Annotated in this window: 14 protein-coding genes; 10 read left to right on the top strand and 4 right to left on the bottom strand. The window is 33.5% G+C overall.

The window, feature by feature from the left end; genetic code table 11:
- Positions 1-85 precede the first annotated feature (85 nt).
- Positions 86-535: a GNAT family N-acetyltransferase gene (locus tag M0M44_RS10245; RefSeq protein WP_248729656.1), complete on the bottom strand. Its 450-nt coding sequence runs from the start codon at positions 533-535 to the stop codon at positions 86-88.
- 43 nt (positions 536-578) lie between these two features.
- Positions 579-1,352 carry an XRE family transcriptional regulator gene (locus M0M44_RS10240; RefSeq protein WP_248729655.1) on the bottom strand — a complete coding sequence of 258 codons (774 nt, stop codon included), beginning with the start codon at positions 1,350-1,352 and terminating at the stop codon, positions 579-581.
- 90 nt (positions 1,353-1,442) lie between these two features.
- Here M0M44_RS10240 and dinB point away from each other — a divergent pair, with 90 nt between their 5' ends.
- From dinB to M0M44_RS10210, 6 genes are all read left to right on the top strand, one after another.
- Positions 1,443-2,624 (top strand): DNA polymerase IV, encoded by a 1,182-nt coding sequence (dinB, locus tag M0M44_RS10235; protein WP_248729654.1) that lies wholly within the window; start codon positions 1,443-1,445, stop codon positions 2,622-2,624.
- A 3-nt stretch (positions 2,625-2,627) separates the two neighbouring features.
- On the top strand, positions 2,628-5,681 hold the full coding sequence (locus M0M44_RS10230; protein WP_248729653.1) for a DNA polymerase III subunit alpha: 3,054 nt from the start codon (positions 2,628-2,630) through the stop codon (positions 5,679-5,681).
- A gap of 78 nt (positions 5,682-5,759) precedes the next feature.
- Positions 5,760-7,142, top strand: coding sequence for an exonuclease domain-containing protein (locus M0M44_RS10225; RefSeq protein WP_248729652.1), 1,383 nt, complete (start codon positions 5,760-5,762; stop codon positions 7,140-7,142).
- 39 nt (positions 7,143-7,181) lie between these two features.
- On the top strand, positions 7,182-7,808 hold the full coding sequence (locus M0M44_RS10220) for an alpha-ketoglutarate-dependent dioxygenase AlkB family protein (protein WP_248729651.1): 627 nt from the start codon (positions 7,182-7,184) through the stop codon (positions 7,806-7,808).
- A 161-nt stretch (positions 7,809-7,969) separates the two neighbouring features.
- Positions 7,970-8,431, top strand: coding sequence for a DUF1810 domain-containing protein (locus M0M44_RS10215; protein WP_248729650.1), 462 nt, complete (start codon positions 7,970-7,972; stop codon positions 8,429-8,431).
- A gap of 156 nt (positions 8,432-8,587) precedes the next feature.
- The gene (locus M0M44_RS10210) at positions 8,588-8,992 is read left to right on the top strand and encodes an MFS transporter (RefSeq protein ID WP_248729649.1); all 405 of its coding nucleotides are present in this window, start codon (positions 8,588-8,590) and stop codon (positions 8,990-8,992) included.
- Between the two features lie 83 nt (positions 8,993-9,075).
- Here M0M44_RS10210 and M0M44_RS10205 read toward each other — a convergent pair whose 3' ends face one another.
- A complete protein-coding gene (locus M0M44_RS10205; protein ID WP_248729648.1) occupies positions 9,076-10,485 on the bottom strand; it encodes an APC family permease in 1,410 nt (469 codons plus the stop codon).
- 235 nt (positions 10,486-10,720) lie between these two features.
- On the opposite strand from M0M44_RS10205, the gene M0M44_RS10200 reads away from it, so the two are divergent.
- From M0M44_RS10200 to M0M44_RS10185, 4 genes are all read left to right on the top strand, one after another.
- Positions 10,721-12,466 carry a T9SS type A sorting domain-containing protein gene (locus M0M44_RS10200; RefSeq protein WP_248729647.1) on the top strand — a complete coding sequence of 582 codons (1,746 nt, stop codon included), beginning with the start codon at positions 10,721-10,723 and terminating at the stop codon, positions 12,464-12,466.
- 88 nt (positions 12,467-12,554) lie between these two features.
- Complete coding sequence (locus M0M44_RS10195) at positions 12,555-13,313, top strand: methyltransferase domain-containing protein (RefSeq protein ID WP_248729646.1); 759 nt, start codon at positions 12,555-12,557, stop codon at positions 13,311-13,313.
- 406 nt (positions 13,314-13,719) lie between these two features.
- The gene (locus M0M44_RS10190) at positions 13,720-15,144 is read left to right on the top strand and encodes a sensor histidine kinase (protein WP_248729645.1); all 1,425 of its coding nucleotides are present in this window, start codon (positions 13,720-13,722) and stop codon (positions 15,142-15,144) included.
- Positions 15,134-15,523, top strand: coding sequence for a response regulator (locus M0M44_RS10185; RefSeq protein WP_248729644.1), 390 nt, complete (start codon positions 15,134-15,136; stop codon positions 15,521-15,523). Before M0M44_RS10190 ends, M0M44_RS10185 begins: the two co-directional genes overlap by 11 nt.
- Here M0M44_RS10185 and M0M44_RS10180 read toward each other — a convergent pair.
- Positions 15,520-16,656: a C40 family peptidase gene (locus M0M44_RS10180; RefSeq protein ID WP_338030085.1), complete on the bottom strand. Its 1,137-nt coding sequence runs from the start codon at positions 16,654-16,656 to the stop codon at positions 15,520-15,522. The two genes, M0M44_RS10185 and M0M44_RS10180, sit on opposite strands and share 4 nt — an antisense overlap.
- Positions 16,657-16,781: the final 125 nt, after the last annotated feature.

Raw genomic sequence — 16,781 nt, 5'->3', positions numbered from 1 at the left:
GGCTTTGTGTAAATTTATTAGCCACGAATTGACGAGTTATTTTAAATCAAAATTCGTGAATTCGTGGCATTTTTTTTCTTCGAAATCATAGATTTATTTCCATAATCGGCATAAATCTATTTTTTATTGAAGTTTCAAATTCACCAATTTTTGTAAATCCGATTTTCTGGTAAAATTGTTCGACATTGGGTTCTGAATCTAAAATGATTTTTTGACATTTTTCATTTCGCATTCTTTCCACAAAATCATTCATTAAAAAAGAACCAAATCCTTTTCCGATATATTCAGGTAAAATAAATAAGTTGTCCAATTTTACCTGATTGTTTTCTAATCTAAAATAAGAATAATAGCCAATAATCTGATTTTCATCAACCAAATTAAAAACAGAATTTGTTTCTATATACTCTATCGTGATCGTAAGATTATTGCTCCATTTCTCCATTTGCTCATCCGAATATCCCCAATAGGCTTTTGACTTTTTGGTGATTTCCGTTAAACGGATATGATCTTCGATTTTGGCTTTTTGGATATTCATTTTATTTTAAATCAAAATTCGTGAATTCGTGGCGGAAAAAAAATTAAGCATTCGAAGTATTATTCTTAATCTCTCGAACTTCTCTTTTCAATTCTAAAAGCAAATCTTTCATTGCTCCAGTTTCCGTCATTTCTTGTTTTTTATCCGAACGGCCAATATTACATTCGTATTCCCAAATCTCCAAAATATCAGAAGCTTTCACTTCATAATTCGGATAAAAGCTGTTGTCGGATTCTAAAACCAAGGAGTTCTTTTTGTTTTTATTGAGACGCTTATACACCATTCCTTCATTCTTAGTAATCAAAATATAGGTTTTACCATCCATTACATCTCCGAGCTTTTCCACATAACGACCAATAATAATAGAACCATCTTCGTGCGGTGGCATCGAATCCCCTTCAACAGGAAATCCGCGGTGTTTTCCAGGACCTAAAAACGGAAGTGTAATTTGCTGTAAACTTTCGATATATTCTGGATCAGCATATCCATTGAGGTAACCTGCTTTTGCTTTTTGAGATACAATTTCAATAAAATTCTCTCCAAAACTATCCACTTGAATGGGTAAAATAAGTCGGTTGCCTTCTAGTTTTATCAAATTTTGCACATCAATCTTACGAATATCGACCGATAATATCAAGTCAATACTCATATGAAAATATAGCGCAATCTTCTTTAGAATATCATACGGTGCTTCCGAAGTTCCATCTTCGTATTTCACGTATCTTCCTCTGGTAATGCTAAGGTTTTCAGCTAATTTCTCCTGTGATATTTTATGCTTAACCCTTAACGCTCTGATGTTGTCTGAAAATAAGGACATAATAAATTTGTTATAATTTGGAACAGCAAATATACAAAAAAATGTTACCACCTGTGCTAATTTTGTTTCATACAAAAACAAAAAGGAAAAATGGCACGGGCAATTGTACATATGGATTTGGATACCTTTTTTGTATCCTGCGAACGACTCATAAATTCTGAACTAAACGGAAAAGCACTCATCGTGGGCGGAGGAGAACGCGGTGTTGTGGCTTCTTGTTCCTATGAAGCCCGCAAATTTGGAGTACGTTCTGCAATGCCTATTGCAATGGCGATGAAACTTTGCCCTGATGCGAAAGTTATCAAAGGCGACATGGAATTATATTCAAAAATGTCTCATGATGTAACCGAAATTCTTCAAGAAAAAGCACCTGTTTTGGAAAAAGCAAGTGTCGACGAATTTTATCTGGATATTACGGGAATGGATAAATTTCATGGAAGTTATAAATGGACGGATGAATTGGCACAAAAGGTAATTAAGGAAACTGGACTTCCGATTAGTTTTTCGTTATCGATCAATAAAACGGTTTCTAAAATTGCTACAGGCGAAGGTAAACCAGTAGGAAATCTTGAAATTCCAGAACATAAGGTACAGACTTTTTTGAATCCGCTTTCGATTCAGAAAATACCAATGGTCGGAACCGTAACTTTTCAACTCTTGTCCCGAATTGGTGTTCGTAAAATTCAGACTTTGGCCGAAATGCCTGCTGAGGTTTTACAGCAAATGATTGGAAAAAACGGCCTCGATATTTGGAAAAAAGCGAACGGAATCGATCATACACCTGTAGAACCGTATAGCGAAAGAAAATCTATTTCTACAGAACATACTTTTTCTCAAGACACCATTGATATTGCGAAACTCAAAAGAGTGCTTTTGGGAATGGTCGAAAAACTAGCTTTTCAATTGCGTTCTGAACAATGGCTGACTTCAACAGTTACGGTTAAAATTCGTTACGCCAATTTTGATACGGAAACCAAACAATGCCGAGTTGCTTATACTTCAGCCGATCATATTTTGACTAAGAATGTAATAGAGCTTTTTGAGAAAGTCTATCAGCGTCGTATGCGTCTTCGTTTGATTGGGGTTCGCTTTAGCGGATTGGTACGCGGAACGTATCAAATTGATCTTTTTGAAGATACTCAGGAAATGTTGGCACTTTATGCCGCCATGGATAAAATGAAAAGCCGTTATGGTTTTGATGCTGTAATGCGTTGCGCCGGAGCTCACTTTAAACCTAATACTAAAGACGAAATTTTAAAACGCACTAAATAAATCATGTACCTCAATTGTCATTCTTATCATTCTCTGCGTTATGGCACGATTCCGCTAAAAGATCTTGTTGGTCTGGCTGTTTCTTGCGGCGTAAAAGCAATGGCATTGACCGATATTAATACTGTAACTGGAATTTACGATTTTATAAGAGATTGCGAGAAAAATGAAATCAAGCCTTTGGTTGGAATGGAATTTCGCTGTAATCATCAATTTCGATATATTGGTTTAGCTAAAAATGCCGAAGGATTAGCTGAAATGAATCGTTTTTTAACTGAGTATAATTTCAGCGGAGAAACTTTGCCTTTACGAGCTCCTGAATTTAAGGAGGCTTTTGTAATTTATACTTTAGAAAATGCTCCGGAAACGCTTTATGAAAATGAATTCATCGGAGTTCGTCCTGAAGAAGTTTCGAGTCTTCTGACTTCTAAACATAAAAATAAAATTGCCAAAATGGTGATTTTACAGCCCGTAACTTTTAGCTGTAAAAGAGAATACAATCTGCATAAAGTCCTTCGAGCAATTGACACGAATATTATTCTATCAAAACTTACTGAAGCGGATTATTGCAAAACTTCTGATTTCATAAAACCATTAGAAGCCTTTTTGCCTTTCTATGAAAAATATCCTGAAATCATTTCGAACACACAACACATCATTGACGAATGTAATTTTCAATATGAATTTGGTGTTCCGCAAAACAAAAAATTCTTTACCAAAAGCCGTGAAGAAGATATAAAAATGCTTACTGGCTTGGCGCTAGAAGGTTTTGAACATCGTTATGGAAAAGAAAACACAATAGCAAAAGCACGTGTTGAAAAAGAACTGAAAGTTATTGACGAATTAAAATTTAGTGCCTATTTCTTAATTACTTGGGATATAATTCAATACAGCAATAGTCAAGGATTTATGCACATTGGTCGCGGAAGCGGTGCTAACAGCATAATAGCCTATTGCCTCGGAATTACTGATATATGTCCAATAGAACTCGATTTGTATTTTGAACGTTTTTTAAATCTTAACCGTAAAACTCCACCCGATTTTGACATAGATTGGAGCTGGCAGGAACGTAATGTAATTTTAGAATATATATTCGGAAAATACGGCAAAGATCATGTTGCTTTCTGCGGAACCAATGTTGAGTTTAAATACCGTTCTATTTTCAGAGAAGTTGGAAAAGTTTTTGGTCTTCCGAAAGAAGAATTAGATGTATTGGCAAAAAATCCAGAAGAACTTCATCCTACAAATAAGATTGTAAAATTGGTTCAAGAATATGGTTTTATGATGCAGAAATATCCAAACCAGCGCAGTATGCATGCCTGTGGAATTATTATTTCTGAAGAACCAATTACCAATTATACGCCTTTGGAAATGCCTCCAAAAGGTTTTCCAATTGTGCTTTTTGATATGCATATTGCCGAAGAAATTGGTTTTGACAAATTCGACATTCTAAGCCAGCGTGGTATCGGACATATTGATGATAGCGTAAAGCTTATTGAAAAAAATAGAGGTCTAAAAGTAGACATTCGCAATACTTCTATTTCTAAAGATGAAGCGGTTTGCAATTCTTATTTAGCAAAAGGAGATACGATTGGCTGTTTTTATATCGAAAGTCCTGCGATGCGCGGATTATTACGCCGATTGAATTGCGATAATTATAAAATTCTGGTAGCGGCTTCGTCTATTATTCGTCCTGGAGTTGCACAATCTGGAATGATGAAAGAGTATATTTTTCGTCATAATAATCCAAATCAGTTTGAATATTTTCATGAGGTTTTTAGAGAGCATCTTGGCGAAACTTACGGCATTATGGTGTATCAGGAAGATGTGATAAAAATTGCCCAACATTACGGCGGACTTCCCGCTCCTGATGGTGATATTCTTCGTCGTGCGATGTCTGGAAAAGGAAGATCTCTGGAAGCTTTACAAAAAGTAAAAGACAATTTCTTTGCAAGCTGTGCTCAAAAAGGGCATCCAGAAGCTTTGAGTCAGGAAATTTACCGCCAGATTGAATCTTTTGCGGGATATTCTTTCTGTAAGGCGCATTCGGCTTCTTATGCCGTTGAGAGTTATCAGAGTTTGTATTTGAAAGTTAATTATCCTGTAGAATTTATGACAGCGGTAATCAATAACCAAGGCGGATTTTATAGAACCGAAGTTTATGTGCACGAAGCTAGAATGTCGGGCGGAACCGTTCATAATCCGTGTGTGAATAAAAGCGAATATCAAACGACTTTATACGGAACCGATATTTATTTAGGGTTTATGCATTTGCAGAGTTTAGAATCTAAAATTGCGTATTTAATAGCATCAGAAAGAGAGAAAAACGGCGATTACCTTTCTCTAGAAAATTTCATCAATCGCATTCCAATTGGAATTGAAGGCGTTAAAGTTCTGATTTTTATTGGTGCTTTTCGCTTTACAGGAAAAACAAAAAATCAGCTTTTGATTAGTGCGAGTTTGCTTTTAAACAATTTTAAACCCGAAAATCGAGATTTGATGCTTTTGCAAGAACCGGTAAAAGAATTCAAATTACCTGTTTTGGAACGTTCTATTTTTGAAGATGCTTTTGATGAAATCGAATTGTTGAGTTTTCCTGTTTCTTGTACGGTTTTCGATCTTTTACAAACCAAACATCGAGGTGATATTATGGCAAAAGATTTAGTAAAACACCATAAAAGACAAGTTAGAATGCTGGCATATCTCATTTCCAGAAAACACGTCCCGACCAAAAAAGGTTCGATGTATTTTGGAACTTGGATCGATCATGAAGGCATTTATTTTGATACAGCACATTTTCCAGATAGTCTTGCAAAACATCCTTTTCAGGGTGGAGGCTGTTATCTTTTGTTAGGAAATGTTGAGGTCGATTATCATTTTCCGACCATTACGATTCTCAAAATGGCCAAAATGCCTTTTATTCCAGATCCACGATATATGGATTCTAAAGATCAATATAAAACACAAAATCAGATAAAAGAAGATGTTAGTTTGACGCATCGAGCGCCTTATCCGCAAGGACATGAAATTAATCTTCCGAGACATCGAATGAAGTTTTAGCATTCAATCGCAACATTCAGAAAACTGAAAGACCGAAAACTTAAAAAATAACTAAAGAACAACTTACGTTATACACAAATGAAGAAGCAAGAATATGCCATAGTCGATATTGAAACCACAGGAGGAAATGCCAGTGGAAGCCGTATTACAGAAATTGCCATTATTATTCATGACGGTACAAATGTATTGGATCGTTACGAAACACTTGTAAATCCTGAACAGGACATACCTCCTTCTATTTTTGGATTGACAGGAATTAATAACGAAATGGTAGCCAATGCGCCCATTTTTGATGATATCTCAGAGAAAGTTTTGGAAATGCTTACCGATCGTGTTTTTGTTGCCCACAACGTGAACTTTGATTATTCATTCATTCATCATCAATTGGAGCAAGCTGGTTTTAAATGGTCGGCCAAAAAACTTTGTACAGTTCGTGCAGCTCGAAAAATCAAACCTGGACTGGGTTCCTATAGTTTAGGAAATCTGTGCAATTCTTTAAATATATCTTTAGAAAACAGACACCGTGCCGGCGGAGATGCCGATGCTACTGCTCTTTTATTTTCGCTTTTATTGGAATGGGACGATGCTGGAGAAATTGATAAAATGATCAAGAAAACAGCACAGGACCAGCGTTTACCTCCAAATTTACCACAAGAAGATTTTAATAATTTGCCTGACAAACCAGGAGTCTATTATTTTTATAATCAGGCAAAAAAAGTGATTTATGTTGGAAAAGCAATCAACTTAAAAAAGCGTGTCACATCTCATTTTACAGGAAACAATATCAAACAGCAAAGACAGCATTTTTTAAGAGATATTCACGGAATTTCTTTTGAAATCTGCGCTACCGAACTCATGGCACTTCTTTTAGAATGTACCGAAATCAAAAAACTTTGGCCAACTTATAACAGAGCTTTAAAACGTTTTGAAGCCAAATTTGGCATTTATCAATACGAAGCCCGAAATGGCTACAAATATTTGGCAGTGGGTAAATTGAGTAAATTTCAGACTTGTATTCATGAATTTAATAGTCAATACGATTGTATTAATTTATTGCGAACTCTAGCCGAGCATTTTGAAATCGATCATCGTTTTTGTAAATACACAAGGCCCGAAGAAGGTGAGTTTTTTCAAAATAATGAAACCAAAGGTTTACCAGACGTTTCATTTCATAACCAACAAGTAGACAATGCCATCGAGTTTTTATTAAATAACAGACCAAGTTTTGCCATTATAGACAAAGGAAGATCTTCGGACGAAAGAAGTTGTATTTGGATCGAAAATGGTCATTTTCATGGAATGGGCTACATTCCGAGAGATGTTGCCATTAACGATTCTGATGAAGTAAAAAATTATGTTACGCCTTATAAAAGCAATCAATATATTGAACAGTTAATTTTTGCTTACGCAGAAAAACATCCGAGAAAAATATTCTTTAACAAACAACTTTTCATTTCCTAAACCAATAAAAAATAGAGCTGTAAAACTAAAATCTGAATTATGACACTATTTAGCGACACCGAATTATTTACCACAGGTTTGGGAGGAAAAAAAATATTTGACATTCCAGATTCTGAATTAATTTTAATCGATAACTTTTTCACCAAAGAAGAATCTGATGTTTTTTACGAGAGAATACTTCGCAAAACCAAATGGAGAGAGTATGAAATGGAAATTTACGATAAAACTTATACCGTTCCGCGAATGATTTCTTGGTATGAAGATAAAGATAATCCTGGCGCAGATCCAAACGGACCTGATTGGACTTATGAATTGTTAAAAATTAGAGGCCGTGTAGAAAAAGAAACACAGCTTGATTTTAATACCGTATTATTGAATTTATACCGAGACGGAAATGATGGCGTAGGTTGGCATAGCGACAAAGAACACAATACTGGCCCAAATCCTATTATTGCTTCCGTTACTTTTGGAGAAACGAGAATGTTTAAACTTCGACATAAATTCAGAAAAGAAATTCCGCCAATTGAGATTCCGTTGCATCATGGATCCTTTTTATTGATGGCTGGAACTACTAATAGTTTTTGGCAACATCAAGTTCCAAAAACAGCTCGTGATGTTTTGCCAAGGATCAATCTTACCTTTAGAAGAACCAATCGAAATCTTTGATTTTTATAGCATTGAATCTTTAAAAAGAAGTAATTTTTTTCCAAAACAACGTAAGAGATTCCTTCTTTAAAAAGTTAAAACATGCACTATATGAACCTTTTACTAGGCAAAACCTATCTTTTTTACTATTTTTGCAACCTTTTTTAAAATACAATACCGTAATGGCTTATTCGAACAATGATTTAGCGCGTTTCTTAGACGCACAGAACAAACTTTATCTTACCGCTCTTTCTGAAATCAGTAAAGGGAAAAAAGAAACACATTGGATGTGGTTCATTTTCCCGCAAATAAAAGGCTTAGGAAAAAGCGATACTGCAAATCTTTATGCCATTAATGATTTAAAAGAAGCTACAGATTATTTGGAACATCCAATTTTGGGAAAACATTTAATTGAGATTTCAGAGTTGCTTTTAACCTTTAAAATGAAATCGGCTGACGGAATTTTTGGAGATTTAGATGCTCGTAAATTGCGTTCTTGCATGACTTTGTTTTCATTGGTAGAAAATGCAAATCCGATATTTCAGGAAATTTTGGACGCTTTCTTCTCTGGAGAAACCGATCCGCTTACTTTGTCTATTATTAATTCAACTATAAAATCTGTTGATGAACCAGTTACAATATAACTAGAGTTTCAACGATTATTTACATTTAAAAGACACTAATTCAGTGTCTTTTTTTTGTTTGTACACTTAGCCATTTAGTAAAACTCAAACATAAATCATTCATTTAAAAAGAATTAATCTTAAATTGCATGATCAACCTCAAATCTAAACCAAATCATGACCGAAAAAATCAAAGCTTTACAAATTATCCATCTTGGCATTTGCGCAGGAACAATTATCGCTTATTTTATTGTGGGCAATATTTCGCTAGAAACACTACAAATTCCTATTGTTGATTCTGCTTCCATAATATATCTTGCAATTCCTGTTCTAGCTTTTGTTTTGAGCAGTATATTATTTAAAGCGCAATTAAAACAGATTGACCCAAAATTAAAACTTGAAGATAAATTGCCTATCTATCAAACAGCTTCAATTATGCGATGGGCAGTTTTGGAAGGCGCTGCTTTTATTATTTTATTTCTTAAACCCGATTTTATACTATTCGGAATTCTTCTCATTCTTTATCTTCTTTTTCTAAGACCGACAGAAGAAAGAATTAATAACGATTTATCCAATTATTAAACCGTCCATACCTTATATAAAAAAGCATCTTGAAAGATCAAGATACTTTTTTTATAGTAGTTTTTCAACTTCAAATAGAAATATTATTCGCTTGGTTTTGTTAAATAGTAAACTGGAATTCCAGTTAGCATAATTAATACTCCCCAGCCGCAGGTTGAAAATTTTGTAATTAATAATGAAATGCAAATTGCTGATGCCACAATAATATATATCATTGGCAAAAACGGATATCCAAAAGCTTTATAAGGTCTTTCTACATCTGGCATTTTTTTTCTTAGAATAAAAATTCCGTAAATTGTCAAAATGTAAAAAATCAGTACAATGATAATTACGAAATCTAATAAATCGCCATATTTTCCTGTTAGACATAAAGCCGAAGCCCAAACACATTGCGCCCAAAGTGCCCACGCAGGAACGCTAGAACTATTTAAAACAGCCGCTTTTTTGAAAAACAAACCATCTTTTGCCATTGTATAATATACTCTTGCTCCAGCCATAATTAATCCGTTGTTGCAGGCAAAAGTCGAAATCATGATCATAATTGCGATAATCAAAGCTCCGATATTTCCAAAAATATAATCTGAGGCTACAACTGCAACACGATCAAACTTTGCTGTTGCAATCTCATCAAACGGAATTACAGCCAAATACATCAGATTTGTCACGACATAAAGAGAAGTTACAATAAAAGTTCCTAGAAATAGGCTAAGGCCAACATTTCGTTTCGGATTTTTAATTTCCCCAGCGATAAAAGTCACACCATTCCAAGCATCACTAGAGAATAATGATCCAACCATTGCTGCCGAAATTCCAGAAATTAGAGCCGTTCCGCTAATTGGAAGCCATGAACCGCTTTCTTTATCAAATGTTCTTGTACTCCATCCGTCTGTCCAGTTTGCATCCCAAACAGAAGCTTTGGCGGCAAGCGTTAATCCAAAAATGACTAATCCAAGAAGCGATAAAATTTTAATTATTGTTAAAACTGTTTGCAGAATTTTACCATTTTTCACTCCACGGCTATTAATAAAAGTCAGAATGATAATGGTTAAAATCGAAACTAACTGCGCTGCATTCAGTTTAAAAGCGCCTAATTCGTAGAGAATATTTTCGTCACTCAAAGGCTCATACAAATAAGCCGCAAATTTTGAAAAAGCCACACCTACTGCCGCTATAGTTCCAGTTTGAATAACCGCAAAAAAACTCCAGCCGTACAAAAAGGCAATCAATTTGTTGTAAGCTTCTTTCAGGTAAACGTATTGTCCTCCCGCTTTAGGAAACATCGCACTCAATTCGCCGTAACTAACTGCTGCGACAACAGTAATAAATCCAGACAAAAGCCAGATCAAAGTAAGCCATCCTGCCGAGCCCACTTGTCGGGCTATATCGGCGCTTACAATAAATATCCCAGATCCGATCATAGAGCCAACCACAAGCATGGTTCCGTCTAAGAGGCCGAGTTCTCTTTTAAAATGTTCTTGGTCGTTTTCTTGCATTTTTATTGGTTTAGGTTGGCTAAAGATATACTTTTTTTGGAAATTTCAATTAAAGAAAACGATTTCATTATATTTATTAAAATGAGAAACTTTTAGTCTATTTAGTTAAAAAATTAGAGACTTTTCTTGTTTAAAATTTATTTGTCTTTGAACATTATATTGACTTATATTTATCACGAAACTAACTAACCTTTGAATTATACATTTAGACAATGTATTAAAATTAGCATTCCCCATGAAATTACGAATTTTTACATTTTTATTCTTTTTAATTACTACTATTTCCAATTCACAAATACCTGTCGCTGGTAAACTTGATACAAACTTTGGCGATTTAGGTTCGGTCTTTCTTCCTTCAGAAAAAGCATCATATCCCATTGGCATTAGTATACAGCCAAAAACAGGGGAAATAATAACGGTAGGAGAATATAATATACCTAGTAAATCAGTTGGATTTATTGGCAGATATGATTTCTATGGTAATCCAAAAACAGATTTTGGAACAAATGGCATCATTTTGACAACTGATTTTATAATTTCTTCCTTCTACAGAGTATATTTTGAATCTGAAGACCCAAAATCTTCTTTTTATGTAAGGGGAGAATCTAAAAATATTCCCATTATATGTAAATATTTCTCGAATGGCGCTTTGGATAAAAGTTATGGCTCTGAGGGAGCTATATATGGAATAAAAGGTCAAATTCATGGTGACTATATATATTCTTTACAACTTAACACTGCAACACAACACCAATCTTTTAAACGTTACTTTTTGAAAGATGGAACTTTAGATCCGTCATTTAACAATGGTGATTTACCATTCTTAAATTCAGAAACATCTTTTGAGCTAAATGCGTATGACAATATAAACATTCAACCCGATGGCAAAATATTATTATGTGGCAAGAGTGGTTCGGGAGGAATTATAGCGAGATATGATAATTTAGGGTATCTAGATAGCAGTTTCGGCATTAACGGCTACTATAAAACTGACCCATCCAGCAAGATTGTAAGCATTAGGCATACAAAAACGCAATCGAACGGCAAAATAATTTTTTTAAATACTGATAGGTCTGAGGGTACAATATCTGTTTTAGGACGCTTAAATGAAAATGGTACTTTAGATACTACATTTGGCACTTCTGGCTACTTTAAATATACTTTTCCGTTTTCTGGAAATTTTATTGACAACATGACAATCCAATCAGACGATAAAATTATTTTTTGTGGCAGTATAATTTCAAATCCAAATGGAAATTCTTTTCTATTTACAGCAAGGCTTTCTAGCTCTGGAGCACTGGATTTCTGGAGAAATGATTTTGAGAGCCAATATTCTGATAATTGGTCTCTTGCTTTGGTCAAAGATTCATATTTATACACATTTGGCCATAAATCTCCAGACCGCAATACTTTTTTTCCTATAATTCAGAAAATATTTTTAAAAGAACCCGAAATTTCAATTAATGGAAGTAGCCTTCCAGATAATGCAACAGATATAGTTCTATCTACAACTGACGGTATTTTGTACTCCATAGATAATGTAGTATTATCTCAAGGCGATATTAAATTTCGCTTAGACAAGTCAGACAGCTTATATTGGGGTAAATCAGAATCAGCACCTTTTCTTTCTGGAACATCTACTATGGGCGCCGAAACTATTAAGATAGACACGCCAGGAACCTACAAAATCAATTTTAATATAAAAACTGGTGCTTATAGTCTTACTAGTAACACACTAGGAACAGAAGATCTTAACAATCAAAAATCTAAATTTATTTTTTATCCAAATCCTTCAAAAGAAAAAATAACTTTTAATGAGAATTTAAAATCAATAAAAGTTTATGCTACAGATGGAAAACTAATAAACATCAATTTGGTTAATAACGAAATCAATATTAGCAGCTTTCCAAAAGGCGTCTATTATTTTCAAGTCGTAACAGAAAACGACAATATAATTGGTGATAAATTCATTAAAGAATAAAAGTATAATCAGAATTATAAAAAAGCTATAACACAATGTTGTAGCTTTTTTTTTATCTTTAATAAAACAATATTTATAGAATAATATCATGACTTGGGATCCGAAAAAATACAACGAATTTAAAGAAGAACGTTCTAAACCTTTTAATGATCTTACAAGTCATATTATTGACAAACCCAATCTGAAAGTTATAGACCTTGGATGCGGAACGGGCGAACTTACCCAAAAATTGCATCAAAAATTGAGTAATCCGTTTGTGCTTGGCATTGACAATTCTGCAGAAATGCTGGCAAAAGCACCAATACAAGAAAATCTTCAGTTTAAAGAAAAAACCATTTTAGAGCAGATCGATGATGAAACTAAATGGGATTTGATTTTTTCAAACGCTGCATTGCAATGGATTGATAATCATTACGAACTTTTTCCAAAAATTATATCGCGTATCAAACCAGGCGGGCAGCTGGCTATTCAGATGCCTCAGCAAAATGAAAATATCCTCAATAAAATACTTTTTCAATTGGTGCAGGAAGAGCCCTTTACATTGTATCTTAAAAATTGGACACGTCCTTCACCAGTATTGACTTTAGATGAATATGCTAAAATCCTTTTCGAAAATGGCGGAAAAGACCTAGTTCTTTATGAGAAAGTCTATCCTCTAATTTCTAATAAAAAAGATGATTTTTTCGACTTCATATCTGGTTCTGCATTAACTGTTTATCAAGAAAGATTAAAAGAACAAGAATTTGCTGCTTTAACGGTTGAATTTAAGAAAAGAATAGATTCCTATTTTCCTTCAGTTCCGTCAATCTACGCATTTAGACGATTGATTATTTACGCTAAATTTTAAAAGAGATATTCAAAGGCAGAAACCAATCTTTAAACAAAAACAAGATTTATTCTTTTTCATTTTAATGCCTTTTAAAATCCTTTTTTTACTTCAAAAATTGAAATCGAAAGTTTCCTTTTTAATAATCTCTTATTAGAAAAAGCTTTTTAAAAACATAAAAAACAAATACTTAAACAAAATTATTTAGAATCATACTATTTTTGCTTTACGGCTATTTTTTTTATTAAAACAATAAGATAAATTTTACTATATTTGAGAGAATCATTTCAAAAGCATTTATAAAGAGCAAAATACATTAACATGTGTTTAATGTTTAGTACGAATTTCTTTGCCCCATAATTGTTTATTCGCACTGACAAAAAAAACGCAAAAGGCATTTTTTCATTAACCTACTAATTTTAAGATTATGTCTAAACTGCAAGCTTTAAAAAACTTTCGTTTCCCAAATGTTTTCATCCTCATTTTAATAGTTTTTATTTCGTGCGCCTTACTAATCTGCATCAATTTTTTTACTATTAAAATTCTATCTGCTAACAGAGCCTATGTAAACGGAGAATCACATTATTCGAAAGGGCAAAAAGATGCATCGAGACACTTAATTACCTATTTATTTACAAAGAATCGCACACAGTGGAAATTATATCTTGAAGAATTAAAAGTGCCACAAGGAGATGGTATTGCAAGAATTACACTTTTGAAAGCTGGAGATAATAAGATTGCTAGAAAAGGATTTCTTGTTGGCCGAAACAACGAAGATGATTTAGACGATATTATTTGGCTATTTGAAAACTTCAAAAATGTAAGCTTTTTATCTAAAGCTATACACGAATGGGGACAAGGCGACAAACTAATTTTCGACTTGTTCGTTATTGGCCAGCAGATTAATGCTAAAATTGAACATAATATATTAACTGCTGACGATCAAAAAAAGTTTTTAAAGAAAATAAGCGCAATAAGCGACCGATTAACTATTAATGAGCGCAATTTTTCTAATACATTAGGAGAAGGAACACGAAAAATAAAAGACCTACTAATTATTACAAACATCTTTTTCATTTTGATTATTATCTGCAGCGTGTGCATGTATTATTCAATTATGGTCAAAAGATTATTGGTTTCCAAGAAGGAAACAGAAGTGAAAAACGAAAATCTTATTATCGTAAATCGCGAGTTGGACCGATTTGTTTACAGCGCCTCTCACGACTTGAGATCCCCAATTACTTCTTTAAAAGGTCTAATCGAAATAACTGCATTGGAGGACGATGTTCAGCAGGTTCGGAACTATTTAGAAATGATGCATCACAGTCTTGAAAGGCAGGATCAATTTATTAGCGACATTATTGATTATTCTAAAAACAAAAGAAAAGAAGTCATCTTAGAACCGGTAAGCCTGAAAGAATTGTGCAATGAAGCCATCCTTCAATTAATGCACATTGAAAATGCGAACAGAATAACATTCACGCAAGAACTTTTAGTAGATCAGATTGAAAGTGATGGTCTTCGTTTAAAAATAATCATCAACAACCTACTTTCTAATGCCATAAAGTATGCAGATTGTAGCAAAAAAGAAATGTTTATTACAATAAGAACCTATTTTAGCGAAGGCTTAAATAAAATTGAAGTAACAGATAACGGAATTGGAATTCATGACGATCATAAAGCCAATATTTTTGACATGTATTTTGGAACAAACAAAAATAAAGGCTCGGGATTAGGCCTCTATATTGTAAAAGAAGCTGTTGAAAATATTAAAGGAGATATTTCTGTTTTTTCAGAAAGCAGTGTTGGAAGTAAATTTATAGTAACAATACCAAGTTCATATGCCGTATAAATCTCAATTTATAATTATAGAAGACAATTTGATTGATCAATTTGTCACTAAAAAATTACTTAAAAAAGGACTTGATATCAATCCTATCTACATAGCTAATAACGGACAAGAAGGAATTAATTGGATACTAAAAAATCATCCACAAAACTCTTTGATTATTCTTTTAGACATTCAGATGCCTATTATGAATGGTTTTGAATTTTTGGAAGAATTTGATAGACTTCCAGAAGATTTAAAAGAAAGAACTGAAATTTTTGTGCTTTCTTCGACTTTAGATATCGATGAAATTAAAAAAGTAAAAGATAACAAATATGTATCTGACTTTTGGACTAAACCTTTTAGATTAGAAATATTGAAAAATGCTTTTCTAGAAGTTTAATTCAAAACGCGATTTACTTGAGAGAAGGCTCTCGTGTAATATGGTTCTTTTGTAGAAGAAATCATAACACCACCATGAGTTGAAGAATGTACAAATTTAATCTCACCATCAACATTTTCAACAACCATACCGACGTGATTTATATGACGTCTGCCGTTGGTTCTAAAGAAAATCAAATCGCCTTTTTGAGCTTCTTCCGAAGCTACTTTTGTTCCTATTCGAGATTGTTCTATTGAACTTCTCGGCAATTTAATGTCAAAATTGCCAAAAGTACAGAACATTAATCCTGAACAGTCAAAACCTGCTTTTGTGGTTCCGCCTGATCTATATCTAATACCTATATTTTCAGTTGCACTTGCTATTATCTGATCAATTAATCCAGAATAATCTCCTGTCCTCACAACGGTTGAATCTCTTTTTATTTCTGGAGCAGTTTCTGCTATTTGACCAGAAGAAACATTTGCCTGTACATTAGCTTCTTGCAAAGTTTTTGCTGCCTGAATCGCATCTGCTTTTTCTTTCGGAACACGAATTTTCAACAGATACCCAACAGGAACTTTTCCTTTAATTGATGGATTCTGACGTTCTAATTCTGCAACCGTGATGCCATATTCTTTAGAAATGCCGTATTTTGTTTCTTTAGGCTTAACTTCTCTTATAAGTTCAACGTCTGTTGAAACTACTTCTGAAGCAACTGGAGTTTCACTTGGCGAACTAATATTCGACGCTATGTTATTTGAAGGAATATTTATTTGTTGCCCTATTTTTAAGCCTTCGGTTTCCAGAGATGGATTTGCTTTCTTTAAATCCTCTATAGAAACCTTATATTTTTTAGAAATTCCCCAAAGCGTTTCTTTTGAGGCTACTTCGTGAGTTCCCGAAGTGTTAAGAGGGGTGTCGTTTACTGCAACTTCTTCATTTTTAACTTTTGCCTTTGCAGTGCTTTTATTTTTATTCGGAATTAAAAGCGTTGAATTTAGTTTTAAAACTTTAGGAGCATTCGGATTTGCATCTGCAATATCTTTTACTTTTACTCCATATTTTTTAGCAATAACAGAAAGATTTTCTCCTTTTGAAATCTTGTGCTTAATAAAATTATCTTGCGCAAAAGCTCCAACACTGAAAAAAAACAATACTATTATTAACCGATAAACCATACTCTATTCTTAAAGTTTTTACACTTTTTTAAATTATACATTTATTTCAACTCAAAAAAAGCAAATATATTGCCTAAAAGGCGAATTTAACTTTTTAAAGT

Origin of the sequence: Flavobacterium humidisoli, assembly GCF_023272795.1 — a bacterium.
In the GTDB taxonomy this organism is placed as follows: domain Bacteria; phylum Bacteroidota; class Bacteroidia; order Flavobacteriales; family Flavobacteriaceae; genus Flavobacterium; species Flavobacterium humidisoli.
Note: the sequence above shows the minus strand (reverse complement) of the source record. Positions and strands in the feature narration are given on the sequence as shown.

What these genes read in the sequence shown, in the direction of transcription:
- M0M44_RS10245 (WP_248729656.1), bottom strand. Translation starts at nt 535, where the DNA reads ATGAATATCCAAAAAGCCAAAATCGAAGATCATATCCGTTTAACGGAA.
- M0M44_RS10240 (WP_248729655.1), bottom strand. Translation starts at nt 1,352, where the DNA reads ATGTCCTTATTTTCAGACAACATCAGAGCGTTAAGGGTTAAGCATAAA.
- dinB (WP_248729654.1), top strand. Translation starts at nt 1,443, where the DNA reads ATGGCACGGGCAATTGTACATATGGATTTGGATACCTTTTTTGTATCC.
- M0M44_RS10230 (WP_248729653.1), top strand. Translation starts at nt 2,628, where the DNA reads ATGTACCTCAATTGTCATTCTTATCATTCTCTGCGTTATGGCACGATT.
- M0M44_RS10225 (WP_248729652.1), top strand. Translation starts at nt 5,760, where the DNA reads ATGAAGAAGCAAGAATATGCCATAGTCGATATTGAAACCACAGGAGGA.
- M0M44_RS10220 (WP_248729651.1), top strand. Translation starts at nt 7,182, where the DNA reads ATGACACTATTTAGCGACACCGAATTATTTACCACAGGTTTGGGAGGA.
- M0M44_RS10215 (WP_248729650.1), top strand. Translation starts at nt 7,970, where the DNA reads ATGGCTTATTCGAACAATGATTTAGCGCGTTTCTTAGACGCACAGAAC.
- M0M44_RS10210 (WP_248729649.1), top strand. Translation starts at nt 8,588, where the DNA reads ATGACCGAAAAAATCAAAGCTTTACAAATTATCCATCTTGGCATTTGC.
- M0M44_RS10205 (WP_248729648.1), bottom strand. Translation starts at nt 10,485, where the DNA reads ATGCAAGAAAACGACCAAGAACATTTTAAAAGAGAACTCGGCCTCTTA.
- M0M44_RS10200 (WP_248729647.1), top strand. Translation starts at nt 10,721, where the DNA reads ATGAAATTACGAATTTTTACATTTTTATTCTTTTTAATTACTACTATT.
- M0M44_RS10195 (WP_248729646.1), top strand. Translation starts at nt 12,555, where the DNA reads ATGACTTGGGATCCGAAAAAATACAACGAATTTAAAGAAGAACGTTCT.
- M0M44_RS10190 (WP_248729645.1), top strand. Translation starts at nt 13,720, where the DNA reads ATGTCTAAACTGCAAGCTTTAAAAAACTTTCGTTTCCCAAATGTTTTC.
- M0M44_RS10185 (WP_248729644.1), top strand. Translation starts at nt 15,134, where the DNA reads ATGCCGTATAAATCTCAATTTATAATTATAGAAGACAATTTGATTGAT.